This window comes from Halomonas sp. BMC6 (assembly GCF_964204995.1).
Lineage (GTDB): Bacteria > Pseudomonadota > Gammaproteobacteria > Pseudomonadales > Halomonadaceae > Vreelandella.
This window is the reverse complement of sequence record NZ_CAXNSH010000001.1, coordinates 2,988,065-3,013,461: the sequence shown is the minus strand read 5'-3', so window position 1 is coordinate 3,013,461 and position 25,397 is coordinate 2,988,065. Positions and strand designations below refer to the sequence as shown.

The 25,397-nt window shown below is 56.7% G+C and carries 24 protein-coding genes; 18 read left to right on the top strand and 6 right to left on the bottom strand.

What is annotated here, in order from left to right:
* Nucleotides 1-71 precede the first annotated feature (71 nt).
* Complete coding sequence (locus tag AB6K10_RS14625) at nucleotides 72-665, top strand: LysE family translocator (protein WP_339119122.1); 594 nt, start codon at nucleotides 72-74, stop codon at nucleotides 663-665.
* A gap of 149 nt (nucleotides 666-814) precedes the next feature.
* Here the strand turns inward: AB6K10_RS14625 and AB6K10_RS14620 are convergent, their stop codons facing one another.
* Nucleotides 815-1,735 (bottom strand): 2-dehydropantoate 2-reductase, encoded by a 921-nt coding sequence (locus AB6K10_RS14620; protein WP_339119121.1) that lies wholly within the window; start codon nucleotides 1,733-1,735, stop codon nucleotides 815-817.
* A gap of 426 nt (nucleotides 1,736-2,161) precedes the next feature.
* Here AB6K10_RS14620 and AB6K10_RS14615 point away from each other — a divergent pair, with 426 nt between their 5' ends.
* Together AB6K10_RS14615 and AB6K10_RS14610 are read left to right on the top strand one after the other, a co-directional pair.
* Entirely contained in the window at nucleotides 2,162-3,736 is a 1,575-nt protein-coding gene (locus AB6K10_RS14615) for an SIR2 family protein (RefSeq protein WP_339119120.1), read from the top strand.
* Nucleotides 3,737-4,617: 881 nt separating this feature from the next.
* Entirely contained in the window at nucleotides 4,618-4,971 is a 354-nt protein-coding gene (locus tag AB6K10_RS14610) for a Rap1a/Tai family immunity protein (RefSeq protein ID WP_339119119.1), read from the top strand.
* 488 nt (nucleotides 4,972-5,459) lie between these two features.
* On the opposite strand, the gene AB6K10_RS14605 is transcribed toward AB6K10_RS14610, so the two are convergent.
* A complete protein-coding gene (locus AB6K10_RS14605; protein WP_339119118.1) occupies nucleotides 5,460-7,235 on the bottom strand; it encodes an EAL domain-containing protein in 1,776 nt (591 codons plus the stop codon).
* A 345-nt stretch (nucleotides 7,236-7,580) separates the two neighbouring features.
* Here AB6K10_RS14605 and AB6K10_RS14600 point away from each other — a divergent pair, with 345 nt between their 5' ends.
* Complete coding sequence (locus AB6K10_RS14600; protein WP_339119117.1) at nucleotides 7,581-8,372, top strand: 2OG-Fe dioxygenase family protein; 792 nt, start codon at nucleotides 7,581-7,583, stop codon at nucleotides 8,370-8,372.
* A 123-nt stretch (nucleotides 8,373-8,495) separates the two neighbouring features.
* Here AB6K10_RS14600 and AB6K10_RS14595 read toward each other — a convergent pair whose 3' ends face one another.
* The gene (locus AB6K10_RS14595; protein ID WP_253016131.1) at nucleotides 8,496-9,023 is read right to left on the bottom strand and encodes an invasion associated locus B family protein; all 528 of its coding nucleotides are present in this window, start codon (nucleotides 9,021-9,023) and stop codon (nucleotides 8,496-8,498) included.
* A gap of 169 nt (nucleotides 9,024-9,192) precedes the next feature.
* On the opposite strand from AB6K10_RS14595, the gene AB6K10_RS14590 reads away from it, so the two are divergent.
* The 8 genes from AB6K10_RS14590 (at nucleotide 9,193) to AB6K10_RS14555 (ending at nucleotide 15,336) form a co-directional block, all read left to right on the top strand.
* Nucleotides 9,193-9,990, top strand: a complete 798-nt coding sequence (locus AB6K10_RS14590) for a M48 family metallopeptidase (RefSeq protein ID WP_339119116.1) — start codon at nucleotides 9,193-9,195, stop codon at nucleotides 9,988-9,990.
* A 186-nt stretch (nucleotides 9,991-10,176) separates the two neighbouring features.
* Nucleotides 10,177-11,433, top strand: a complete 1,257-nt coding sequence (locus tag AB6K10_RS14585) for a CHAD domain-containing protein (RefSeq protein WP_339119115.1) — start codon at nucleotides 10,177-10,179, stop codon at nucleotides 11,431-11,433.
* A gap of 87 nt (nucleotides 11,434-11,520) precedes the next feature.
* Entirely contained in the window at nucleotides 11,521-11,727 is a 207-nt protein-coding gene (locus AB6K10_RS14580) for a ParD-like family protein (RefSeq protein WP_159342440.1), read from the top strand.
* Nucleotides 11,720-12,508 (top strand): type I methionyl aminopeptidase, encoded by a 789-nt coding sequence (gene map, locus AB6K10_RS14575; protein WP_339119114.1) that lies wholly within the window; start codon nucleotides 11,720-11,722, stop codon nucleotides 12,506-12,508. The genes AB6K10_RS14580 and map overlap by 8 nt, the downstream gene beginning before the upstream one ends.
* A gap of 111 nt (nucleotides 12,509-12,619) precedes the next feature.
* Nucleotides 12,620-13,924: a S8 family serine peptidase gene (locus tag AB6K10_RS14570; RefSeq protein ID WP_368473623.1), complete on the top strand. Its 1,305-nt coding sequence runs from the start codon at nucleotides 12,620-12,622 to the stop codon at nucleotides 13,922-13,924.
* Nucleotides 13,925-13,986: 62 nt separating this feature from the next.
* Nucleotides 13,987-14,226 (top strand): hypothetical protein, encoded by a 240-nt coding sequence (locus tag AB6K10_RS14565; protein ID WP_285263202.1) that lies wholly within the window; start codon nucleotides 13,987-13,989, stop codon nucleotides 14,224-14,226.
* Nucleotides 14,227-14,352: 126 nt separating this feature from the next.
* Complete coding sequence (locus AB6K10_RS14560; protein ID WP_159342437.1) at nucleotides 14,353-14,742, top strand: hypothetical protein; 390 nt, start codon at nucleotides 14,353-14,355, stop codon at nucleotides 14,740-14,742.
* A gap of 30 nt (nucleotides 14,743-14,772) precedes the next feature.
* A complete protein-coding gene (locus tag AB6K10_RS14555) occupies nucleotides 14,773-15,336 on the top strand; it encodes a histidine phosphatase family protein (protein ID WP_339119112.1) in 564 nt (187 codons plus the stop codon).
* Here the strand turns inward: AB6K10_RS14555 and AB6K10_RS14550 are convergent.
* Entirely contained in the window at nucleotides 15,333-17,297 is a 1,965-nt protein-coding gene (locus tag AB6K10_RS14550) for a DNA topoisomerase III (RefSeq protein WP_339119111.1), read from the bottom strand. The genes AB6K10_RS14555 and AB6K10_RS14550 overlap by 4 nt on opposite strands.
* A 187-nt stretch (nucleotides 17,298-17,484) precedes the next feature.
* On the opposite strand from AB6K10_RS14550, the gene AB6K10_RS14545 reads away from it, so the two are divergent.
* Nucleotides 17,485-18,732 carry an AarF/ABC1/UbiB kinase family protein gene (locus tag AB6K10_RS14545; RefSeq protein WP_339119110.1) on the top strand — a complete coding sequence of 416 codons (1,248 nt, stop codon included), beginning with the start codon at nucleotides 17,485-17,487 and terminating at the stop codon, nucleotides 18,730-18,732.
* Between the two features lie 122 nt (nucleotides 18,733-18,854).
* A complete protein-coding gene (locus AB6K10_RS14540; protein WP_339119109.1) occupies nucleotides 18,855-20,675 on the top strand; it encodes an SEC-C domain-containing protein in 1,821 nt (606 codons plus the stop codon).
* A 15-nt stretch (nucleotides 20,676-20,690) separates the two neighbouring features.
* On the opposite strand, the gene AB6K10_RS14535 is transcribed toward AB6K10_RS14540, so the two are convergent.
* A complete protein-coding gene (locus tag AB6K10_RS14535) occupies nucleotides 20,691-22,061 on the bottom strand; it encodes an MFS transporter (RefSeq protein WP_339119108.1) in 1,371 nt (456 codons plus the stop codon).
* 132 nt (nucleotides 22,062-22,193) lie between these two features.
* Between AB6K10_RS14535 and AB6K10_RS14530 the strand changes: the two genes are divergently transcribed.
* The 4 genes from AB6K10_RS14530 (at nucleotide 22,194) to AB6K10_RS14515 (ending at nucleotide 24,911) form a co-directional block, all read left to right on the top strand.
* Nucleotides 22,194-22,712: a peptidylprolyl isomerase gene (locus AB6K10_RS14530; RefSeq protein WP_159342432.1), complete on the top strand. Its 519-nt coding sequence runs from the start codon at nucleotides 22,194-22,196 to the stop codon at nucleotides 22,710-22,712.
* A 135-nt stretch (nucleotides 22,713-22,847) separates the two neighbouring features.
* A complete protein-coding gene (gene ccoM / locus AB6K10_RS14525; protein WP_368473622.1) occupies nucleotides 22,848-22,973 on the top strand; it encodes a cytochrome c oxidase subunit CcoM in 126 nt (41 codons plus the stop codon).
* A gap of 298 nt (nucleotides 22,974-23,271) precedes the next feature.
* On the top strand, nucleotides 23,272-23,778 hold the full coding sequence (locus tag AB6K10_RS14520; protein WP_339119107.1) for a hypothetical protein: 507 nt from the start codon (nucleotides 23,272-23,274) through the stop codon (nucleotides 23,776-23,778).
* Nucleotides 23,778-24,911, top strand: coding sequence for a GGDEF domain-containing protein (locus tag AB6K10_RS14515; RefSeq protein WP_339119106.1), 1,134 nt, complete (start codon nucleotides 23,778-23,780; stop codon nucleotides 24,909-24,911). The genes AB6K10_RS14520 and AB6K10_RS14515 overlap by 1 nt, the downstream gene beginning before the upstream one ends.
* Here AB6K10_RS14515 and AB6K10_RS14510 read toward each other — a convergent pair.
* Nucleotides 24,895-25,356, bottom strand: a complete 462-nt coding sequence (locus tag AB6K10_RS14510; protein WP_159342431.1) for a group 1 truncated hemoglobin — start codon at nucleotides 25,354-25,356, stop codon at nucleotides 24,895-24,897. The two genes, AB6K10_RS14515 and AB6K10_RS14510, sit on opposite strands and share 17 nt — an antisense overlap.
* Nucleotides 25,357-25,397: the final 41 nt, after the last annotated feature.

Here is a 25,397-nt window from a genome sequence, read left to right as displayed (position 1 = left end):
GATTAGATCAAATATTGTGCTCTCTAGCTTATAAAATTTCTCATCTATAGGGAAAAAAGAGAGGGTATGTCATGACACCATCGGTATTAGCAGCACTGGCAGCGTTTGCCTTAGTGACCACGGTAACCCCTGGGCCAAATAACCTGATGCTGCTTGCTTCAGGTGCTAATTTTGGTTTTAAAAGAACGTTGCCACATATGTTTGGCATTGTAGCGGGGCTTAGCGCGCTAACGCTGGTAGTGGGAGGCGGGCTGATGAAGCTCTTCCAAACCTACCCAGTACTTAACGTGTGGCTAAGCATCGTGTCTGCTGCCTACCTGCTCTGGTTAGCATGGAAAATTGGGTCAGCAGAGCCGCTGAAAGAGAGCAATAGCAGTGACAAGCCAATGACGCTACTACAAGCCGCCGCGTTTCAATGGGTTAATCCAAAGGCATGGGCGATGGGGCTTTCGGCGATCACACTTTATGCACCTAATCAGTCGTTAGTGTCCGCTATGATGGTGGCTAGTGTGTTTGCAGTGGTCAGTTTCCCCGCGATATCTGTATGGGCTTGGTTTGGTGTTGTGGTTCGGAAATGGCTAACTAGCCATCGCCGATATCGTATTTTCAATGTCAGCATGGCCCTGCTGCTTGTCGCATCACTTTACCCAGTACTTAACCTCTGATTCGCAAGTGAGCCTCACTTCGTAGCGTGGCGTAACGAACGGAGTGAGGCACCCGCGAAGCACCGCCAAGCGGTGCCGATGCCGCCATTGAGCCAGTTTATAGGTTAGGAGGGCGATTCAGCGCGAATGAACCAGCCACCTAAGCCCACCTAAAACCTCGCCTCTAACAACGTCAGCTCCTGATCTAGTCCCTTCAATACTTCACACCCCAACCCATGCCGCTCAGCGCTCTCAATCAACGGCCCTAAAATTGCCCCGCGCTCGGTAAACCGTTTCGCCTCCACATCCTGCAACATCGAAGCTTTATTATTCGCGGTGTTCTCCACCACCTGCCACACCAACGCCAGCCAGGCGGTGTCACCCTCACCACCATTCGGCGGCGCAACCCCTTCCTTCGCTAAAATCGCCGTCACTTCCTTCACCACGGCCACTACACGGCTTGAATAGGCCTCTCCACGAAGCTCTCCGTTACGCAAGCCATGCAGCGCCACCAGTGGGTTAATCGCCGCGTTAACCGCTAACTTCTGCCATAAGCGACTACGAATATCGCCCACCGCTGCAGCGGTAAACCCAGTCTCACTCAACAGCGCCGCTAAGGCTTCCGACAACCCTGTGTGCTGGTTATCCAAATCCCCCATAAACGTTGGCCCGCGCCCGGCGTGTACCACACCATCATCCCCGGTTAAGTACGCCCCCTGAGTCGTGGTGGCGCACAGCACAGGCCCAGGCCAAGTTTCGGTAATACGCGGTTGCGCATAAAAACCGTTCTGCCACAGCACCAACGGGGTGGAAGGGGGTAGCGCGCTGGCGATACTCGACAGCGCAGCCTCGGCGGCCATGGCTTTGGTAGTGATATGCACAAACGCAGGCGACTCAGGCGTATCCGCTACCAACTGAACAGCGGTAAGTGAGGTTAAGTGCTGAATATGCACGTTGCCTTCCGGCGTGGTTAGCACCTGCCGCGATGGCAATGCACGGCGGCCAATTACCGCTACCTCAACAAATGGAGAGAGGGAGTGCGCCAGCAAACGGCCAATGGCTCCAGGGCCAAGAATCCAGTGGGTAGTCATGGGTAAAGCATCTTCAGCAGCGTGAGTGCCGCCAAGCTTACCGCGTTCGGTGTGGAGAGGCTAAGGAGTGAAAAGAGACGGTGTGGGGCTATTTTCTAGTGACGAGGGTAAGGATAGTTTGGTAGGTTTGAAGCTAAGCTTATTGTATTAGTTGGTAGTAGATGGAAGGCTGCGATGGTTATTACCAAGCAGGAAGTCATGGAGTGTCAGCTTTCGACCCTGAGCGGACATTCCGGTAAATGCAGCAGGCGTGCAAATTATAGCTATATGGCCTAATGGAAATTAATAGCCCAAAGCATCATAGGTTTGTGAGAATCTGGCAGGCTGCATTTGCCGGACAAAATTGCCAGCACGTTCATTCAATCATAGAACACGCCGTCCAATACGCTTTTATGCAGATGAAATTTGACCCTAGAAGGAAAAGTCGTGACTTTTAAACAGCTTCTTTCCGAGCATTTCAATAAGTTTTCCGCATCTCCCTTCCTGTTTGTAGGATCTGGCATGTCACGCCGCTATATGGGTGCGGAAAACTGGGAAGATCTTTTAAAACGGTTTTGCGAGTTAATTGGTGAAAATTACACCAAAATAAGATCACAAGCTGATGGAGATTTGACAAAAATAGCAGGTGTTCTAGCTAGGTCATACAGTGAAAAGTGGTGGGATAGCGAAATCAAAGGGAACAAAGAGATCCACTACGCTGAACACCTTTTGAAATCAGACTCCCCGTTAAAAGTAGAAATATCAGATTATCTAAAAATAATTCATGAGAACGTGAACGAAGATTATCGAGAAGAAATCGAACTCTTAAAGTCAAGTAAAATTGATGGTGTTATCACTACCAACTGGGACCTTTTTTTGGAGTCTATTTTTAATGAGTTTTCTGTATTTATTGGTCAGGAAGGATTGTTTGCGAGTAGAAACTATGGAATTGCCGAGATATACAAGATCCATGGTAGCTGTAAGGATCCGAACAGTCTAATACTTACTCATGAGGATTATGAAAAGTTTAGAAAAAAGAATCCATATTTATCATCTAAGCTTTTAACAATTTTTGTTGAGCATCCCATTATATTTCTCGGGTATTCTCTGACAGATCCGCATATATTAGAAATTCTAGAAGAGATAGTTGAGTGCATACCGGAAAACAAAATGGATGCTCTCAAAAAGAATATCATTTTTGTTGAATGGGCTCCTGAATTGGATAAGCCAACTCTAACTGAGTCAGTGTTGCTAAAAACTCTGCCAGTAAACCTTATTAGAGCTGCGTCTTATCGAGATATATTCGAGGTTTTATCCGAGGTTAAACGCAGGATACCTGCTCACATCTTTCGGCAGATTAAAGACGAACTATATGATCTAATATTAACCAACGATCCCAAAGGAAAGTTGTATGTTAAAGAGGCCGATGACGTAGGGGCTTTAGAGGGACAGCAAGAGTTCGTGGTCGGATATGGTGCAATCAGTAAGATCAAAAAGTCCGAGGAAATGGCAAAGCAAGGGCTTATTGGCTTGTCAAGAGAAGACATTGTACGAGATGTGGTTTTCGATAATGGTGGTTACGATTCGGCTTCAATCGTCTTTGATGTATTCCCGAATCTTATTAAAGGCCAGATAAATATTCCTGTCTTTAAATATCTTAATGCTTCTGGTTTGATTGGCGAGGATGGTAGGGTAAATGAAAATAGTCTCTGTGATTCTTTGGTGGCAAGGATAAGAAAGAACGTCGAACACTATCGGCCCAGTGGCGGCGAAGAGAGGCGGGCGACTACGGTTCCCCAAGTCAATGAAGGCATCGAACAGCTATACAATACTGTGGACTTTAACCTTTTTTTGCGCATGGCTGTGTTCGTGCCGCCAGAAGTTTTAAACTTGGAAGCTCTCGAGAAGATTCTTAAAAAGCATGCAGATGATGATTTTTCATCGGGCGAAAAAAGCCAATTTATCAAGATCGTATGTGTCTATGACTTAGTAAAATATTCACGCAGGTATGGGCCTGCATAACCAATGAATTAAGCCGACCCATTTTCCGCTGCCGCTCTAAATCGGCGGTTTATTCAAGGCGTTAACAGTAGGGAGTAAATTTGGGCATCAGTCACCATGACATCCATGTTTTGGACAAGTTTATTAGGCCATTCGGTAGCTCGGTTTTTGTCCTGATCCTGGCCACCACCTCAGCATTGATAGGTATTTACCTGTCACAGCGTTATTGTGACTGGACTTGGTTCTCCCGGTTTGGTTCAGTGATTACTGTTGCTGGGCTACTCCTTGTAAGCTCACCCATATTCGATCAAGGGGTGTACTTATCTCATGCATCAGCGTTCGGCTTTGGCAGTAAAGATGAACATGGAGATTCTCGAATAACTGATGAGACATAAAGAAAAACGGGCAACAAGGTCCTAATCGGCATTTTCGTATCCATTTGCGGTACATTGGTTTGGGGATTCGGTGATCTAATTGAGAAACTCAGCGCCTGTTAACAAGTCGCTGTAGTATGCGGCTGATGGTAGCCTGACGCCCTTTTCATTGCGGCTTCACGAAGCGAAACCATATCTGTCCAGAGAAGAAATATGCAATACTAACACCACACGTGACTCCTTCGACAATGCACTGGCCGAGGCCATAATCGGCTTATTCAAAACTGAGGTGATCCATTATCGTGGCCCATTGGAGAGGGTGTGATGCCATTGAGTATGCCAAGCTGTGATGAGTTGACTGGTTCTACAATCGCCAACTGCTGTAACCCATCGGAAATGTCCTACCAGCATAACGCGAAAGGACGTATTATTGTCGACGGGAGAGGTAGGGTGGGGAGCTGTTTGGCTCAAAAAAGTTTCACCAGAATAAACGGCGAGGCTCAAAGGCAATAAAATAAAGGGTTTAAAATGTTTTTTAGGACAATGCTTTCGGTATTTTTTATTTCGGCTTTTTCTTCTATTCCTGCTGTTTCTTTTACTGGAAATGAATTCTACGAATCAGTATCACATTACCAATTCGAAAGAGAAAACCCAGATCTAGAACCAAGCTTCAGATCTGGCATGTACATGGGATACGTTAAAGGCGTTGCTGATATATTTGGCATGCAAGAAAAGGTATGCACTAATTACGACACAAGCTCATTCGGTGAGGTAGCTGATGCGGTAGCCTCCCATATAATAGATAATGAATGGCTTAAAGACCTGCCACCTATAATTGGCGTAAGTAATGCCTTCATGGAACTGTATCCATGTGACAATTAACGTTATCCTTTAAAAAATTTCTATTTATAATCTTCTGCATTAGAAATAAATTCGGCTTTTGCATTGCGCTTTGATCTCCGCGGTCACTCTAGCTATTAGGACTATCTTGCGAAAATAGCTAAAGCTAAACACCGTCAGTCCCGACCCGCAATGTAAAATCAAGATTTTTGCACTTAACGTATGTTTTCGCCCTAGGTTTTTCTATGTAAGGGCTTTTTCCAGCCTTAAGCATGGACGCCATGGTGCAGTTGGTCATCTGACTTTGGCGCGACTCCCAGCTTGACGCATTATTAAAAAATCAATGATTTGATGACGAAGTGCCTCATCAACTCCACGCAGGAAACGATGCCGGTGAAAAGGTACGCTTTTGTCCGACAACAGCCCTCCAGCCAAGGCCCAAGGTTCAACCCCACCAATCAATAGAGGTCGCCCACAAGCTCCTCAAAATACGGCAACTAGTAGAGATGCACGCCAAACCAAAACACCCCTCAGCCCGACACCCCCTCATGACCAGCCACAAACCCACTCAACAGCCGTTCGATTTCCTGGGCAGGCATCGGGCGGAAGAAGAATCCTTGGACGAGGTCGCAGTGCATATCGCGCAGCAGGGATAACTGTTCGGCGTTCTCGACGCCCTCGGCCACCACCTCCAACCCCAACCGATGACCGATGAGGATGGCTCCCTCCATGATGGCCCTGTCCTTCGGCTGCATGGGCGCGTCGTGGATGAAGGAGCGGTCGATCTTCAAGGCGGTGACGGGAAAGTGCTTGAGGTAGCTCAGGGAGGAGTAGCCGGTCCCGAAGTCATCGAGGGCTATGCGAATACCGCGATGATAGAGACGTCGCAGGTCCTCCAGGACGGTCTCGTCGGCTTCGATCAGGATATTCTCGGTCAGTTCGATGCCGATATCTCGCGGCCCTAAGCCGTGGCGCTGCAGTGAATCTTCGAAGCGCTTGAGTGCATCGAGGCGCACCAATTGGCGACCCGAGATATTGATGTCGATGCGGTGGTGAAGAAATCCCTTGGCGCGCCATTCCGCTTGCTGGCGGCATGCCTCTTCGATGACCCAGTCGCCCAGGCGATGAATCAAGCCAGAACGCTCGGCCAGTGGAATAAACTCGGCAGGGGAGATCGCCGGGCCTTCGCTCGTCTCCCAGCGGATCAAGGCTTCGAGGTTCTCTATTCGTCCACTGGCCGCCGAGACCTGTGGCTGGTAGTGGAGGGAAAATTCGCCGTTATCCAAGGCTTCTTCGAGTCGCGCCGAGAGGTGGTGCTGACGCACCAGCTCATCATGAAGCTTCTGCTGAAAGAAGCGCAGCGTCCCCCGGCCCGCCAGTTTGGCGCGGTTCTTGGCCACATCGGCATTACGGATCAATTCGCGGGACGAGTCGCCATTTTCGGGAAAGAGCGCCACGCCCAGGCAGGCGGTGACCTGACGCTCCCGACCATCTAGAACGAAAGGTTGCCGGAACACATTCTGGACACGACGAACGACTCGCCTTACATCGGTGGCTAGCTGGGCGCAGGGAAAAGCCAGCACGAATTCGTCGCTAGAGACGCGAGACACGAGGTCCGTGGCGCGTTGGCACTCGCGTAGCCGCCGGGTCAACTCAACGAGCAGGCGATCACCCTGATCGTAACCCAGGGCATCATTGATCTCGACGAAGTGATCGATGTCCACGTAGATAGTGGCTAGGCCATGGCCCAAGCGCCGACAGGAATCCAATAAACCGTCTAGGTCGACCTCGAAAGTCTGGCGATTGGGAAGATGGGTGAGCCTGTCAAACCGGGTGGCGAATTCTAGTTCACGATGGGCACGCTTTTGGCCGGAAAGGTCGACATCCACGCAAAACAGCAAGGGGGAATCGGTGTGCTCATTGAGCATCAGGTGCTGGGAATAGACCGATACCGGCTCACCGGTTTTGTGCTTGAGTTCCAGCTCACCGGCAGAGATGGCGACACCTTTTTCAATCCAGGCACGATGCGCTTGGATCACGCCGTCACGCATGAAGGCAGGGATGATCAGGTCTTCCAGTAACTGCCCTTGGGCTTCTTCGGCGGTGTAGCCGTAGAGGCGAGTGCTTCCTTCATTCCAGTAAATCACTCGGCGATCACGATCATATCCCTGAACCGCCACCTTCGGCAGGCTCTCTAGCAGGGAGCGAAATCGCTGCTCGCTTTCTAGGTATTGGCGGCGTACTAACGCGACGGCGTCTTGCGGAGCGCTGCCATCCGTTGAAGAGGGCTTTGTTGCCTCTGTCACCAGCGCACTAGACAACGCCCTGCGATGTTTCTTCAGGTGCTTCGAATCTCTATGTTGTCGAGAGTCGCTGGCCGTCATGGTATTCACTTAGAGAGGTAATACGTTTAAGCGCCATCGTGATGGCAACAGTAGGCACTTTATATGAAGCATCCTACACCCATTCGTAGGGGATAACCTACACATAAAACGGTATCCTTGGCCTGATTCTTTTTTCAACGAAATCACTCTCTTTAACTACATTTCTTTGACATATTCCTGCCGTTCTTTTCATTTTCATCCTGTTGGCCTTGGTGTTCACACCGGCCACGCCGGGCAATGTCGCCCAGTTAACAGGAGAATACTTACATGAAACTCGATACTTTCAATCACGGTGTCGATATCACCGCCATGCCTGCGGATTCACTCGCCGATTATTGGAAGCCGGACGTGGCCGAAGCGCTGCAACATCACGATTGGGCGACAACCGATATTCGGGATCGCATCGATCTGGCTGCTTGGCAGGGGTTCGTGGCGGACCTGCCACGTGACCCCTACGTCAACCTTCGCTGGAAGCGGATGTCGTGGCTGGCTTTGAATGATCAGGGAGACGTGGAGGAGATGGGGCAGTGCCCCATGGCACAGGGCGGTGCTTTTAACGATGCGGAGAGCATGGCGGACCGCCTGCGGTATTACGATCCGCTGACTGAGGAGTTTTTGGCACGCCCCGATGTGAACGACTTCGTTCGCGCCTGGGCAAAACTTTGGAATATTGGCGCCCACGAACCCATGTTGATGCAGATCACCGGCGTTCGCGGAGAAGGCCGCGTCGACCCCCTTCAGGGGCAGGGCATTCATGCCGATGGCTGCAAGGCCCTCAGCATTCTGGTCCTCAATCGGGAAAACGTGGCGGGGGCCGAAAACCATCTTTACGCAGACAAGGCTGGCACGCAGCCCCTTGTGGATATCACGCTCAATCCCGGTGATATCCTTCATCTGCGCGATGATCGGCTCTTTCACAGCGTGGACGGAATCGCGCAGCTCGACAGCGAGGCACCTTTCGAGCGGTTCATTATCATCATCAACAGCCGTTTCGTGGATGATTTTCAGAACCGGATGCTGCGTCGCTACTTCCCGAAAGCGGTCCTCAACGAGAGTTAATAAACCCCTCACTACATTTAGCCTTTAGTAACACAAACGCCCCCGGAATCCGGGGGCGTCTTGGTTGTGCCTCTCGCTTGCGCTGCTGAACACCCTTGCGCGCCGAGCTGCTCGGACGTTGCCTTAGGGCGCAATGCGCGTGCTGGCGTCGGTGAAGCCGATCAGCGAAATGTCCAGGTCCATGCGATCACCGCGTGGGCCAATCATGCTGAGGGTGGCCGTATTGCCACTGCGCAGCTGCTGCAACATCGACGGCTCGATGGGGGCGTCGGCACGGCAGCCTTGCTGTTGGCAAACCTGATAGGGGAACTGGATGGGCTCGCCGTCATCCACCACCAGTTGCAAGCCAGCGGCTAGGCGTACGCCCAGCGGGACGAAGAAGCTCATCACCGGGCCGTCGATTTGCGGCGGGTAATCGAGAACTACCTGCATCAAGGGCTGATCGCTGCCGGGTTGGGTAACCATTTGTACCATCGCACAGCGTGTCGGGCCCTGGCCCTCCTGGCAGCGCACTTCCCAGTCTTGAAACGACTCGGTGGTGACATTCTCGCCGGACGCGGCGCCCGGCTGTTGGCCGAAGGCGCTGGTTGAGAACGCCAAGATCGATAGCAGGCCCATCATGCGCAGGGTTTGAGTAAAGCGGTGTGGCATTGCGTCATCTCCTGTTGGTTCGTTAATGGTAAGCAATACCACCACCATGCCTGCTTGTGCGCTTGATATCCAGCATAGAGACGGAATGTAAACACAGCGCAACGCGCGACAGGCCTGCAAAGCGCCGTATACTCTGGCGTACGTTTCTTGATGTAGGCGACCCTTGTTTATGCAAAAGCGATATGTACGACCCCTTTTCTGGCTCGCGCTGCTGGCGTTACTGGCGGGCTGTGGTGAAACGCCCACCGGGCGCTCCCAACTGGCTCTGGTCCCCGGCCCGCTGATGGCGGACATGGGCGCAGATACCTTCAATCAGCTACGCAACACTCAGCCCATCAGCCGCGATGCGCAAGCAAACCAACTAGTGCAGTGCGTGGCGCAAAAAGTAGTGGCGGGTGCGCAAGCGAGCTACCCAGGTCTCGATTTCCCCGAGCGTTGGGAGGTGGTGGTGTTCGAGGACCCATCTCCCAACGCCTTCGCGCTGCCGGGTGGCCGCATTGGGGTGCATAGCGGCCTGCTACGGGTGGCTGAAACCCCGGCCCAGCTTGCCGCAGTGATGGGGCATGAAGTCGCCCACGTGTTGGCCGACCACGGCAACGAGCGCTTGACCCAGCAGCTTGGCATTAAAGCCGTGCTACTGGTGGTGGGGCTTCTGGGGGAGGGCGAGTTTGGCAGCCAGCAGTTGATGCAGGCGCTGGGCGTAGGGGCCCAGTTGGGCATCAGCCTGCCGTTCAGCCGTACCCACGAAGAAGAAGCCGACTTGATGGGCCTGGAGATCATGGCCCGCGCGGGCTTCGACCCCCAGCAGAGCGTGGCGCTGTGGCAGAACATGGCGGCGGCTAGTGATGGCCAGCCTCCGGAGTTTTTATCGACACACCCGGCACACGAATCGCGCATTCGGTCACTGCGAGGGGCGCTGGAAGAGGCCACGGAGATTTTTCGCAGCGTGGCGCCGGCGCAGTGCTGAGCGAGCAACGCGCCGTTGCCCTGCAAAGCGATGGCTGGTCTAAACTTGGCTCATGACCTTTAGCTTGGGAGGCCTCCCATGCGGCACCTCACGTTAATGCGGCACGCCAAAGCCCAACAGCCCAGCGGCGAGATGACCGACCATCAACGCCCGTTGAGCAAGCGTGGCGTGCGCTAAGCACACGCCATGGCGTATGTACTAAAGCGCTGGCAGTCGTTGGCGGGTAAGGTTTGTGTTAGCACAGCGTTACGTACCCGACAAACCTTCGATGCCATCGAATCGCTGCATCTTCAGCGTCAATTAGATCGCCACGTGCTGCTGGATGACGCGCTTTACACCTTCGACGGCGATGCGCTGCTCGCGTGGCTCAAAGCCTTGCCCAATGACACCGAGCGGGTATTGGTGATTGGCCATAATCCCGCCTTGATCGAGCTGGCGCAGTGGCTCGACGACGACGCGCCTTCCTCGCTACCCACTGGCAGCGTGCTGCATTTCACCTTGCCTGATGCCCCCTGGAACGCGCTAGAGCCGGGCAGTGCCACGCTCACCGGTGGCTTAACGCCTGATACCGCCAGCTACGCGCTGTTCCAGCGTCGTGCCGACGAGCCGCCCCAAGCCAATGGCGATGTTGCAAACCGCTTGCATGAGGCGTTGATGTATCAACATCAGTGGGTGAAGGTGCTGAAACCCGGCGTGATGGCGGGTGTCGACCCTGAGTTTCTTCATCAATACCGGGTGAGCCTGCGCCGCAGCCGGGCGATACTGGAATCGGTGCGCGCCATCACGAAGGCGTCTGGGTGGAAGCCGTGGCTAACGCAGCTCAAGCGGCACGCCCGCGCCACCAGCGACCTGCGCGATCTCGATGTGGTGCTGGCTGATCTCGATGACATCGAGGTACCCCTCTCGACCTCGACCCAGCAGCACCTGCGCCAGTGGTTACAGAGCTGCCAACGGACGGAGCACGTGGCGCTGTGCCAGCAGCTGAATGCGCCGGGCTACCCCGAAGCCCTTGAGGAGTGGCAGCGCTGGCTAGCGTCAAAGGCGTGTAGGCAGGCGCTGGCCAAACTGTCGCCCAAACGCATTCAAGCGGTGCTCGATGAGCGGGTGAAGCAGCATCAAAAGGCGCTGGCGGCGCTCTCGATCGACGACCCTGACGCATCGTTTCATGACCTGCGCAAGGGCGTGAAGCGTCTTCGTTATTTGGCCGACCTGCACCCGACGACCTCTACATCGTTCTTGAAGGAGTTGAAACGCCGTCAGCGAGTATTGGGTCGCTATCAGGATCTTTGCGTACGCCAAGCTTGGCTGGAAGCGTTTGGTGCACGCGCCGAAACCACCGGACCAGAGCGCCAGGAGTGCGCCGAGTGGCAAGCCGCACTGGCATCCCAAAAGCAGACGCTGCGCCAAAAAGTGCTGGCGTGGGCACCGCTCCCGCGCCATTAGCCCCTGCTTCGCGGCGGCTTGCCGCTTATGCCAAGGGTATATATGATTCGTATACATTTCGTATTCGAAACATATATCGAGGTTGCCATGGGGATCGTCAAAATCAACGACCAGCTGCATGAAGAGCTGCGTAAAGCGAGCGGTGTGATGGTGCGCTCCATCAATGCCCAGGCGGAGTACTGGATCAAAATCGGCATGCTGGCGGAGGCGAACCCCGGCCTGACCTTTTCTGACATCATGCGGGAGCAAATGAAGCAAGCCGACGTGGATATCAGGATGGTGATGGGTGAGTAGGGTGACGCTGAAAACACCCGAAGAGCTTCAGTTACTGCGTGAAGCGGGTCGGCTGCTGGCGCAGGTGTTTGGCTATTTAGACGCACGCATTGAGCCGGGTATTTCCACGATGGATATCAACCGCTGGGCCGAACGCTACATCGTCGATGTAGTAAAGGCGCGCCCGGCAAGTAAAGGCCAGTACGGTTACCCCTACGTGCTCAATGCCTCGATGAACCATGTGGTGTGCCACGGCATTCCTTCTGAAACCCAGCGGTTGGCCTCAGGCGATATCGTCAACGTCGACATCACGCTTGAGAAAAACGGCTTTATCGCCGATGCCAGCAAAACCTATTTGGTGGGTACGGTCACTCCCAATGCCCAACGGCTGGTCGATACGACCTACGAAGCCATGTGGCGAGGCATTCATGCCGTGAAACCCGGTGCCACGCTGGGAGACGTGGGGCATGCCATTCAACACCATGCCGAACGCCACGGTTACTCCATCGTCCGCGAATACTGCGGCCATGGCATCGGGCGCGACATGCATGAAGCGCCTCAGGTGCTGCACTACGGTAAGCCAGGCAAAGGCCTCACGTTGAAAGAGGGTATGGTGTTCACCATCGAGCCGATGGTGAATATGGGCAACGCCAAGATCAAAACCAAACGCGACGGCTGGACCGTGGTGACCAGCGATAAGAAGCTCTCGGCGCAGTGGGAGCATACCGTGGCCGTCACGGCAAGCGGCGTTGAGGTGCTCACGCTGCGCGATGACGAGCGCATGCCTACCTTCGACGATTGAGTTAACGTCTCGCTTCCTGGCGAAGCGCCTCAGGTACGTTAAGCTGAAACGGCGGACACTGTTTCGTAGTCCGCCGTTTTTTGTTGATGCGCAAAGAAAAGGATGTCGATGATGGCGAAAAAACCGATAGGTAGCGGCACGACGCCCACAACGCCGCCACGTGCCACGGTCTCGTGTGGCACCGAAAAGCTACTGCTGGACGCCTTGGAACGTGGGGGAAGCTGTCTAGAGACCGGGCGCTTTTTGATTAGCTACCGCGATGGCCAAGTGGAAGCGGGCATCCAGGCACTCAAAGCCCAGCATTTCCGCGTGGCGGATGCCCGCGACTTCACCGACCAAGCGGTGAGCCTGGAAGACGCCGGCGACGCAGAAGCCATGGTGTTTCCCGAAATTGGCGTGGCGCTAATTGGCGGTGATGCCATAGAGCAGCACGGGATGAGCGTGTTGGATACGCTTGCGGCGGATAGCCCCGTCGACATCATCGAACCGGAGTACTTTGCGTTTTCAGAGAATTCCGAGTATTTGCGCGGCTTTTTACGCGCTGCCACGACTATTGCACGGGATTTAGGCGTTGAACTGGATGCCCAAGAGGGGACGTCAGAGCTTGAAGCGGCGCTTCGGCCCACGTGGGGATTGAGCCGTTGTAAAGTGCCGCAAAGCCGCTGGAGCGGGGCGGGCATTAAAGTCGCCGTGTTGGATACCGGTATGGATCTGGGGCACCCGGATTTTGCCGACAGAGAACTCGCGACCCGCTCGTTTGTAGGAGAGGCCGTGCAGGATATGAACGGGCACGGCACCCACTGTATTGGCACAGCCTGTGGCCCCCAAAGCCCAGGTGATACCACGCCGCGCTACGGCATTGCTTATGAAGCGCAAATTCTGGTGGGTAAGGTGCTCACCAACTCAGGCAGCAGTACCGGAGCCGGAGTGCTGGCGGGTCTGAACTGGGCGATTACCAACCGCTGTGAAATAATTTCGATGTCGTTAGGGAGCCAAAGCCCGGTGCAAGCCGCCTACACCCATGCCGGGGCAGCGGCGTTGCGTAACGGCTGCCTGGTGATTGCCGCAGCGGGGAATGCCGCCATGCAAACGGGCGCGCCCGCCAACTCGCCTACGGTGATGTCGGTGGCTTCCTTAGATCCCAACTTATCGCCTTCCAACTTTTCCAATCATGGCAAAATCGACATTGCCGCCCCTGGCCGAGATGTTTTTTCGTCGTGGCCCCGGCCCACGCGGCATAAATCGATCAGCGGCACCAGCATGGCCGCGCCGCACGTGGCGGGCTGTGCTGCCCTCTGGGCGCAGTCGGATGCCTCCCTACGTGGGCGAAAGCTTTGGGAGCAGTTAATAGCGTCGGCCAAACCTTTGCCCCTACCTGACACGCAAGTGGGCGTAGGGCTGGTACAAGCCCCTTAACCATCACGCCGCGCTGGGCGGTTCTTTCCAAACGCCCAGCGCACACTGTGGAGAGACGTACCATGGCAACGGTCACGCTATGGTTGATCACGATTTCCAGCGATCAGCCCATCCATGACATCGCCACCCGCCTCAGCGCGGAAGGCCTGACGGTTCGAGAAGTGCTAGAGGAAATCGGCTGCATTACCGGTGCCGCCGACGAAGCCACGGCGCAGCGTCTAAAGCAGATTCAAGGCGTGTTAGATATTTCACCGGATATGCCAATGGATATCGGCCCGCCAGGGGCGAGTGAGACGTGGTGAGGAGTAGCATTATCATTACAGCAAACAACCGAACTTCCGATGGTCATGCACCAAAGCGGCTTGTGTACTGAGGCGAGGTCAGTATAGGGACAGCGTCCATCTCGCCAAGTACAGAAGGGCTAAGCCATGCCTCCCCTTTCGATCGATTTGCAATACGCTGAGCTAATGAATCAGCTCCGACACTTAGGTGCTATTCGATTTGCGATGATGGGCGTCTGTGCCGCGTTTACTATTGGGCTCCTGACGGCGCATTATTCACTGTTAGATCAATGCCGTGTGCAGGCAATAGAGCTGGCGTTTCAAGCGCAGATGATCGGCACCATCATCGTAATACTGTTCGCGATCTTCGAATTATCTGCAAGTTGGCAATACAAGCAATTTGCTGGTCGCGCAGTGGCCTTAGAAGGCGAAGATGGCGCTGTCTTTAAAGGCAAAAAAGTACGCTTACTTGGGCCTGTCACACTTATGTCACTGATCGTTTACGCGCTGCTTTTGGTAGTTTGGTGGTTTCTATAACGATTTGGCTCTCTGACCAACGTAATGCAAATGGATATTTTTTTACTGCGTCACGCGGAAACGCTATCTAACCAGGAGGGGCGGCTTTCTAGCGGGATGGATGACACGCTAACGGCTCTGGGATGCGAGCAAGCTCACGCTATTGTTAGCGGGCTGCTTTCCTTGAGGCTTGATGCAATTCTTTGCTCGCCTCTTTCACGAGCTGTGAAGACAGTGCAGCCTTTTTTAGACGCCAGTTCTCTACCGTTTGAGATACATCCGTGTCTAGCAGAAGGCCAACTGGTACTCACCAGTGAGGTGCCGCTGATGCCTGTTGGCTACCAGAAGTTGTCCAGTGGTGTTCCAGTGCCTTGTAGCGATGAGTCGCCGGGGGCTTTCTTGCAACGCGTTGAACACGCAAAAGATCTGTTGTTATCTCAGCAATATCCACGAATTTTGGTGGTGACTCACGGGCATATGATTCGTGAGCTATTGAATAGCTTTTTAGCGCTACCGAGCAAAACGCGCTTCCCCCATCATAATTGTGGTTTGACGCATCTTTCGATTGGCGAACAGGTGACCGTTGGCTTCGTCAATCGACCGTTAATACCCTAGACCGTTGTTTTCTTAGTTCGCCGCTTCCCCGCCGTGCTGCTGCGGCTCCCCGTGGTTGTCTTACCGCTCGTACTTTTACGCCGCGTATAGCTTTTCTTAGAGGCGCCGCTGCGTTTGGCGGGGGCACCAGCTTCGCCTTGGGCGGTTTGTAGGCTGTGGCGCAATTTAGCTGCGTCGCTTTGGCCTAGCAGGGCGCGTAAGTCTTCCAGCAGTGCGTGCTGGAAGGCGTTGGGGTCGTCTTGCTGCTCGGAGATCGCTCGCAGGCGTTGCTCCCAAAGGGCGGTGCGTTCCGGTGTGCTGACGGCGCTGGGCAGGGCGGCGATCAGCGCGCAGCCGAGTTTGGTGGCGCGTAGCGCTTTTTGCTGGCGCACCAGGTAGCCGCGCTGCACCAGGGTTTCAATGATGCCTGCGCGGGTGGCTTCGGTGCCCAGGCCGTCGGTGTCGCGCAGCGTGCGGCGCACCTCTGGGTCCTCCACGTAGCGGCCAATGTTCATCATTGCTTTGATTAAGCTGGCATCGGTGAACGATTCTGGTGGCCGGGTCTCTTTTTCCTCCACGCCTGCGGCGAGTGCTTGGCAGGCTTCGCCTTGGGTGAGCGGTGGCAGCGGCGGGGTGTCTTCGCGGGTGGTGAACAGTGGCTTCCAGCCGGGGTCGAGAATGCTTTGGCCGCGAGCGCGGAAGGCTTCGTTCAGCAGGGTGAACTCGGCTTTCACTTCAAAAGTGCGCAGCGGGCGGTAGAACTGCGCCATGACGTTGCGCACTATTAGCCGAAACACATGGCCTTCGGTGGCAGAAAGCTGGCTGAAATCGGCGGGCTTGCCGGTCGGTGCTAAGGCGTGGTGCGCGCCCACCTGCTTGTCGTTCCAGGCTTTCGAGCGCAGGGTGAAGTCGGCCCCGTGGAGCCATCCTCGTAGCGTGTCGTCATTCTGGCAGGCACCGGAGAGGCTGCGTTGGGCAAGCGCCAGGTGCTCTTCGGGCAGGTAGCGGCAGTCGGAGCGAGGGTAGGTAATCAGCTTGTGCTGTTCGTATAGCCGCTGGCAAATATCCAGCACCATCTGCGCAGAAAGCCCAAAGCGGCGGGCGGCGTCTACCTGCAGGGCTGAGAGTGAGTAGGGCAGCGGTGGCGCTTGTCGCTTTTCTTGTTGTTCTAGTTGGGTGAGCGTGCCGTGCACGCCGGGGAGTTGAGCGGCCAGGGCATCGGCGGGCGTGCGGTCCGTCAGTCGCCCTTGCTCATCCAGCGGTTGATGGGCTTTCGGTGCCCACCACGCGCGCAGTTGCCCCTGCGCTACCTGTAGGTCTACCCAAAGCGGGTAGAACGGGTAGGGTTTGAAATCACGGATACTGTTGTCTCGCCGTACGATTAGCCCCAGCACCGGGGTTTGTACCCGACCCACCGAGAGCACGCCATCGTGCCCGGCCTGGCGGCCGGTGAGCGTCCAAGCGCGCGTCAGGTTGATACCGTATAGCCAATCGGCCCGGGAGCGCGCCTGGGCGGCCTGAAACAGCGGCTGAAACTCAGCATTCGACCGCAGGCTAGCCAGCGCGCGGCTGACCGCTGGCCGGTTGAGGTCGCTGATCAAGAGCCGCTGCACTGGGCCACGGTATTTCAAATGCTCGATCACTTCTTGCACCAGTAGCTGGCCTTCTCGGTCGGGGTCGCCAGCGTGCACCACGCTGGTCGCCTGTTTGATCAATTTGCGAATCACCGCGAGCTGGCCACGGGCTTTAGGGCGCGGGGCGAGTTGCCATGTGCCGGGCACGATGGGCAGCCGGTCGAGGCGCCACTGTTTATCGGCGGGGTCGTAGGCTTCCGGTGGAGCTTGCTCCAGCAGGTGGCCCAGGCACCAAGTCACCGTGGTATCGCCGCACACAATCGCGCCTTCCTGGCGTTTGCCGCCACCGGGCAGGGCGTCGGCAATGGCACGGGCGAGGCTGGGTTTCTCGGCGATAATCAAGCGCATACGGTAGGCCCTGGCAGCGGTCTTTGAAAGAGTGTCATGGTAGCAGAAGCCGCTCAGTGGGTTGAACGTCGAGGCGTGAAAATTTATACAGGTACTTGAAAGGTGTCGTGCGTCATTTGTTCGTATAGTTTTTGTATAAAATTAGCGGATTGAGTAAGCTGACACTAAACACTGAGAGGTGATGTTCATGCGCGAACGCGGTAGAACACGACGTTTATTCGGGTTGGGTGCCCGCACGGGGGGTGCCCTGCTAAAAACGCGGCTAGGCGGCCAAACGGATTGGCGGGCGTTGGGCGAGGCGCTTTTCGAGGGCTTGTCGGAGTTGAAAGGTCCGGCCATGAAGCTGGCGCAGATCATGTCCCAGTGGGATGACTTGCTGCCCCCCGACCTGGCCAACGAGCTGGCGCGTTTACAGCGTCAGGCCGAGCCCATGCCCTGGCCAAAGATTCGCGAAGCGCTGGTGATGCAGTACGGTGATATCGACCAGCACTTCTGTGAGATCGAAGAGCGGCCCTTTGCCAGCGCCTCCATGGGCCAAGTTCACAAAGCGGTAACGCTAGACGGCGAGACGGTGGTGCTCAAAGTGCAGTATCCCGGCCTTGCCGACGTGCTGGAGAGCGATCTCAAGCAAGTCAGGCGCATCATGGGGCTGGGGCGCTGGTTCAAGGTGCCCCAAGCACGGCTGGATGCGCTGTTCGAGGAGCTGGCAGCCGGGCTGCGCGATGAGCTGGATTACCACGCCGAAGCCAAAGCGCTAGCCCGCTACCGCGAGCGTTATCACGGTCACCCAGAGTTAGTGATTCCCGAGCCCTTGTTCGAACTCTCTGGCCAGCACGTCTTGGCCATGCGCTTTGTCGACGGCACCCCGCTGCGGGATTTAGAAAGCGCTGACGACGCTACCCGGCAAAAGGTGGCGGTGGCGCTGGCGGACTGGATTACCGAAGAGCTGTTTACCTACCGTGAACTGCACGCCGACCCTCACGCGGGCAATTTCGCCTGTGACGAGCAGGGCCGTTTGGTGATTTACGATCTAGGCGCGGTGATTCCCGTCCCCGAAGCGCGGCTCAAAGCCATGATGCAGCTACTGGATGCCACCCTGGACCAGGACCCGATGGCCATGGATGACGCGCTGATGAAGATGGGCGGCCGCCAGGGCCAAGGGGCGCCGTTGGCGCTGTATCGGGAATCCGCCGAGTGCATTACGCCGCTGTTTGCCCCCGGCGAGCAGGATTTTAGCGACGTGCGCGTTCACCGCCGCTTGCGGGAACTCACCCCCAAAGTATGGGCGGCCATGGACCGCTTGCAGCCCCCGGCTGATACGCTGCTGCTCTCTCGAGCGCTCAACGGTCACTACTGGAATTTGGTACGTCTAAAAGCCCGGTTGGACATGCATGGCCGTACCCAGCCGTTGCTGGCGTGGGCGCGTGCCGATTGAGCCTATCGGTGCAAACCGCTACCGGCCGATTGCCGCTGCGGTAGCACCGCCAGCCGTGCTAGACTATTGCGCTTTTTAATTGGATTCACCGATCAATAGTCTTGAAGACAGTGGAGACGGCAATGCTGGCGGTATGGGTCGATCAACTGCTGGGATTTGCCTCTGGGGCACTCTCGGCAATCAGGCAGCAGGAGCACTACCCCGATTTCATGACGTGGGTACGTGCCGAGGGCGCTGAAGCATTCAACGGCGATCTGGCGACTGCACAAGCGCTGGCGCCCATTCTGTGGTCGCAAACGCCGTTGGAGCGGCTGGCGTTCGCTAGCGAGCCGTTGGCGACGCCCGGCCGCAACGAGCCGTGCTGGTGCGATTCTGGACGCAAGTACAAGCAGTGCTGCTACCGCGTGAGTTTTCCCACGGAAATCCCCGAACAGATGATGTGGATGCTCTCGCTGCGCGAATGGAAAGGCGCGACCCTGAAAGCGGCCCTGGAGAGCCAGCAGGCCCCGGCGCAAGCATTGCTGGAAGCCGGGCTGATCGCCGCTGAAAGCGGCCAGACGGGCCGCTCAATGCAGATTTTGGAGTCGCTGTTCGATGGCAGCGACTGGTCGCGCCTGCCGGAGCAGGCCGAACCCGCTTTCGAGATCCTGTTGGATATCTATCAAGAGCGTGGCTTTACTCGCAAGCGTGCCGACTTGCTGGACGACGTGATGGAGCGAGGGCCGCTCTTTTTGCGGGGCGTCGCCCTAGAGCGGCTATGTTTGATGCACCTGGATAACGACGATCTGGATAGCGCTCGCGCGGCGTTCGTCAAAGCCCAGCAGGCGCTGCCCGACTCTCCGACGCTGGCCTACATCGAAGCCATGCTGCTGCTCCACGAAGGCCACGAAGCAGAGGCCAAAGAGCGGGCTAACTTCTGGTACCGCCGATTGGTGCGCCAGGGAGACCTGGACGAAGATCAGCTCGAATTCCTGGCCGCGTTGGCGGATAACCCCGGTGCCACGCTGGCCGATCAGCTGCTGAGTGCCGAAGAAGACATGGCGACGCCGCTGGTGTCGCTACAAGCGCTGCTGGCAGCGCTGCCCGTGGCTCCCAAACTCGCCATCGAGCAGGATGCCGAGTCCGGCCGCCTGCACTACACCACCACCGCCCGCGAAGAGACGCTGTTTGCCGCTTGGCACGAGCAGTTTCAGGTCATGGTGGACGAAGACGTGGCGCTAGGCTTCCGTGATGATCCCTGGGGTAATGCGGTGGAGTGGATGTCGGCTCTGTGTGCGCATCCTGAATGGCTAGACGCGCCCCAGGTCGTGCAGGATCTGACGCTGGCGCTGACCAGCCGCTTCGGCAGCTTGCCGTGGATGGCTCCCACGCTGCTAGAGCCACTGGCGTTGCGCTTGTCTCGCTGGTTGGAGCAGGCCCGCGCCGCCGGAGACGGCAGCCTATGCTGGGACGACGCCGATAACGCCATGCTGCTGCGCACCGGATTGGCGCTGGTCGTCGGGATGGAGCGCGGTGCCCGCCAGCACTCACGGGAGCTGGCCGAGGAGCTGCTGGCGATCGATCAGGAAGACAGCCTAGGCCTGAGGGAACTGGTGCTGGACCAGTTGCTGCGTGACCACCGTAACGAAGAGGCACTGGCACTGACTGAAGAGCCCCAGAAAGACGATGGTTCATTGGTGCTAGGGCTTCTGATGGGGCGCACGCTGGCGCTCTATCGGTTAGGCCAGCAGGCAGCGGCGGAAATCGCTATTCAAGACGTCATGGCACACAACCGCCATGCACTGGAGCTGATCTGCGCCGAGAACCCCAGACCTTCCATGCCCCACGCCGATGGGCAGGTCGACCCTGGCTCCCGGGCCGAAGCATGGCAGTACCGCACGCTGATGCGTGACCAGTGGCGCACGACTCCTGGGGCGCTGGAGTGGCTAGCCAACCACCGCTGAGCCTCCCTGACGGTCTTATTGGCCTGCCCCGTTCACCGGGGCAGGTACGAGCTGCTTGTCGCGGCTGATCCAGATCGCCAGCACAATGGCGGGTAGGCCGAGCAGCGTGGCCACAACGAAGAACGTGGCATAGCCCTGAGCACTCACGACGATCCCACCAAACCCGCTGAGGAATTTCCCTGGCAGCGTCATCAGTGACGAAAACAGCGCGTACTGCGTGGCGGTATACGCGCGCGAGGTCAAGCTCGACAAAAACGCGATGAATACCGCGCTGGCGAGGCCGTTAGCGAGGTTATCACCGATGATCGTCACCACCAGCATCGGCACCTGATTGCCAATCAGCGCAAGCACCGCAAACAGCAGGTTGGTGACCATCACCAGCCCTGCGCCAAAAATCAGCAGTGGGCCAATGCCATAACGGGCCACCAGTAGACCGCCAAGAATCCCCCCGGCAATGCTCATGGCAATCCCAAATATATTGGTGACGTTGGCAATGGTCGCCAGTGAAAAGCCCAAGTCGATATACAGCGGGTTGGCCATGGAGGCCATGGCCAAGTCGCTGATGCGAAACACGGCAATGAATAGCAAAATGCCCATCGCCTTCACGCCAAAGCGACGAAAGAAGTCGGTAAACGGGCACACGATGGCGCCAATCACCCAGGCGCCCATGCGCCGCAGCGGTTTCGGCTGGCCCCGGCTGGCGCGGATGAAGGCGCGCACTTTGGGCTCGTGGATGAGCTGCACGGTCAGCGAAGCGCGTTTGGGCTCCGGTCGAATCAAGACGGTGAGCACGCCAATGCCGACCAGAGCCGCCATGGTGAGGTAGGCGGCGTGCCACGACACCGCCGAAGCCACATACAGCGCACCGGCACCCGCCGCCAGCAGGCCGCCGCGATAGCCGATGATATAGGTGGAGGCCATGGCCGCTTGGACATCGTCATTGGCGGATTCGATACGGTAAGCGTCTATCGCAATATCCTGCGTCGCGGAGCCAAACGCCACCAGCAGGGCAAAGGCGGCCACCCAGCCCAAATTACCCACGGGGTCGACGCCCGCTAAGCCAATGAGGCCAGCGGCAATCATGCCTTGGGCCAGCAGCATCCAGCCTCGTCGTTGCCCAAACGCCCGCGTCAGTAGCGGTAGAGCAAGCCGGTCCACGACAGGTGCCCAGAAGAATTTGATCGAGTAGAGCATCCCGATCCAGGCAAAAAAGCCGATAGCGGCAACGTCGACGCCATCGCTACGCAGCCAGGCAGAGAGCGTGGAAAACACCAGTAAAAAGGGCAGGCCAGCGGAAAAGCCTAAAAACAGCATGGTGATCACTGGCGCTTTGCAGTAAATACCAAGCGCCGCCAGCCAACTGCGCTGGGGAGTCGGGGTGGGCATGTAAGGACGTACTCCCAAAAGAAAACATCGGTGACGTGGCCCGCTGAAAAACTCGACGATGTTAGACTGTGTCTAGGGTTCATGGTCAGCGTTCCATGACAAAGCCGACAGCTTACCGGAGAGGAGTTTTCCATGTCGATTACCGCCCATCAGGTAGTGACCTTGCACTACGTGCTTAGCGATGTGCTCAGCGATGGCAGCACCCGCGTGTTGGATGACTCCCAGGCGCGTCAACAACCTTTGGAGTATCTGCACGGCCACGACAACATTCTGCCGGGCCTGGAGCGTGATTTAGCCGGTAAAACGGCAGGCGACGAGCTGCGCGTTACGCTGGCACCCGCCGACGCGTATGGCGTGCGTAACGAAGACCTGGTGCAAGAGGTGAGCCGCGCCTCGTTTGGCGGTGCGGCGATCGAACCCGGCAGCCGGTTTCAGACCGAGGGTGAGGCTGGCCCGCAGATCGTCACGGTGCTCGCCATCGACGGCGATAACGTCACCGTGGACACCAACCATCCGTTGGCAGGCCACACGCTGCGCTATCAGGTGACGATTTTGGACGTTCGTGAAGCGACCCGTGCCGAGCTTGCCAAAGGCCACCCGCTGCCCCCAGGCACCGAGCACCGTAGCGTAGAAGACCGCAAAGTTCTTTAAGCCCCCAAAAAACTGACCTGCATCAAGTTCGCGATCGCCGCCATGGTGGTCATTGGTAAAGCTTGATCCAGGTCAGTTTCCTCTTTTCTGGACGCAGTACGATGGCCCCATACATCACGGCGAGAGGGGAACATCATGTACTGGGACGAGGCTGTTATTTTCGGCTTGGCCACTGTCGCTTTAGTGATCGCTTTTATGGTGGGTTGGGTAGGTTTCGTGATTCGCGATCATTTGCGCAAAGGCGAACGTAAAAGGTCGTGACGCCGACGATGCTTTAGCGCGAGCGCGACACGGCTGTAGCCAATCGGCTGTGACAGTCGTCAGGGGAGGGGGCTTACGCCAAGGTGTAAGCTTCCTGTTGCCGGCCCAATGGGCCGGCTTTTTTATGCCTCGTGTTTATACCGCGTCATGCTATGGAGGAGGAGAAGTAAGAGGCGGTTGAGGAGAAATAAGACGGAAGCGTGAGTGTTAATTGGCGTTGAAAAGCATTGGCGGTCATGCTCTGGTAAAGTGCCTCGACCACTATCGTGCACTAAACCAAACTAGGAAGCTGACCGCGATGAAGGCTGTTCTGTCTCGTTTGTCCTTACGTTGCAGTGGGGCGCTCTCAAAAGCAGCTAGGGGGCTCGTCGTTTTACTGCTTGTCGGCGTGCCACTCAGCGCCAGTTCCCAGGCGCTTAGCCTGATCAATGGTGATTCCACACAAAAAGTCGCGCTGGGAGATCTGCGCGATCGCGCCGATACGAGCTTTACCGTTTTCGACCCCTTTCAAGGCCGCGACGTGGAGATGCGCGGGGTCTCCTTTCGTGACTTTTTGATCGAGCATTTTGGCGAGGTGCCGTCCACGCTGCACTTCACCGCCTGGGACGATTACGAGGTAAGCCTGGGGGGCTGGGATGACCCGACCTGGTATTTGGTGACCATCGAGGAGGGTCAGCCGTTGACCCTGCGCTCGCGGGGGCCGATTCGATTGGTCGAGCGTGAATATACGGGGCGCGATGTCGAGAACTTGCGCGACTTCAACGACTGGATTTGGATGATTCGTAGCATCGAGGCGCAGTGGTGATGTCTACCGAGCCTGAGAAGCCGCCCGAGCCGCCGGTTCGCTGGGGATCGGGCAGGCTGTTTACCTGGCTCTCCCTGAGCTTGATGAGCTTCGTGGGGCTGATGGTGCTGATCGTCTACGAAGCACGCTGGGTCTATCCGGAAATCCAGGCGTACTTTAGCCAGACCGGCAGCCTGACGGGCCAGCAGTTGGCCACCCGGGCTCGGGGGTACGTGCAGCGTGCCCAAGAGGAGCTGCTCGTCGCGACGTCGCCGTTGGAGGTTGGCAATGCCCGCCACTCGTTGGAATTAGCCTATGGGCTCTTCGACGTAGATATCTATCGGCAGAAGTACGCCTGCACCGCCCCCAGTCTAGCGCTCATGGATGACATCGCCGACCTGCTCGACACCGAGCAAATCGACCCCTTCGACGCCGCCCACGCGCTGTTCGTACCGGTGCAGTGCTTGACCAGTATCGAAATGAATCAGCTCGACCGTCGTGGTATGGCCATCAACGACTTTTCATCCAGCACTCGCCGTCATAACCAAGTATTGACCTACTCCAGTGTGCTGATTTTTGCCCTTGGCCTGCTGTTCTGGGTCATGCACCAACGTCAGCTCAAACGCACCGAGCGAGCGAACGCAGAAAAATTTGCCTGGATGGCCAGGGCCATGCGCGACCCGCTGACCGGCATCGGTAATCGGAGCGCGCTCTATCAGGACGTGGCGAGGTATTCGGGGCGCTCCATGGGGCTGATTCTGGTCGATATCGATTTTTTCAAGCAGTACAACGATGCCCTCGGTCACCCTGAGGGAGATCGCCTGCTCCGCCGACTGGCGACGCTGCTGGAGGATGCCCTGGGCGAAGAGGCCCGGCTCTACCGGCTGGGAGGCGATGAGTTCGCGGCGCTGCTGCCATGCCCCAGCGACCAAGCGCTAACCCAATTTTGTGAGGCGCTGCAGGTGGGGTTAGAGGCCGCCCAATGTCCTCATCCTGCGCATCCTGATAATAAAGATGTGACTTTGAGCATTGGGGGCGCGCGCTTTGTGGCCGATGCCACCTCCTTTGCTGGGGCCTATGCAGCGGCCGACAAAGCGCTGTATCAAGTGAAAACCGCTGGGCGAGATGGCTGGCAAATCACTGCAAGCGCATGACGTCGTCGTACATCGGTGCTAGACGGCCCAGCATATCGTTACGCGCGGCGAGGGGGACGTTCTCTTCGATCATGGCGGCGTCCAGGTACTCCACCACGCGGTTAAAGTGCGCATCGGTGATGCCCATGGTTTGGTGAGCGCGGTCCATGGGCGGGCCATCGTACTGACAGGGGCCGTCGGCCACATCGCAGAGCTGCGTTGCTAGCGAAGCAGCGAACAGGTCGATATTGCTGTTGGCAAAGTAGCTGACGATCTCCTCGTCATCGGCAATGCGGTAAAGCAAGTTCTCGACCACCGCATCGATAGTGGGCTGGCCGCCCATACGTTCATACAGCGTGGCCTGCTGTGCGTGCTGGGCACACCCGGCCAGCGCCAACACGCCGACCAGCGCCCCGGCCACTAGCGTGCCCCGCGAAATGCTTTGCAAAGAGTGATGCAGTCTCATGGCGGTTCCTTTTTCGTCGTCTTTTTCGTGGCGCGTGAAGC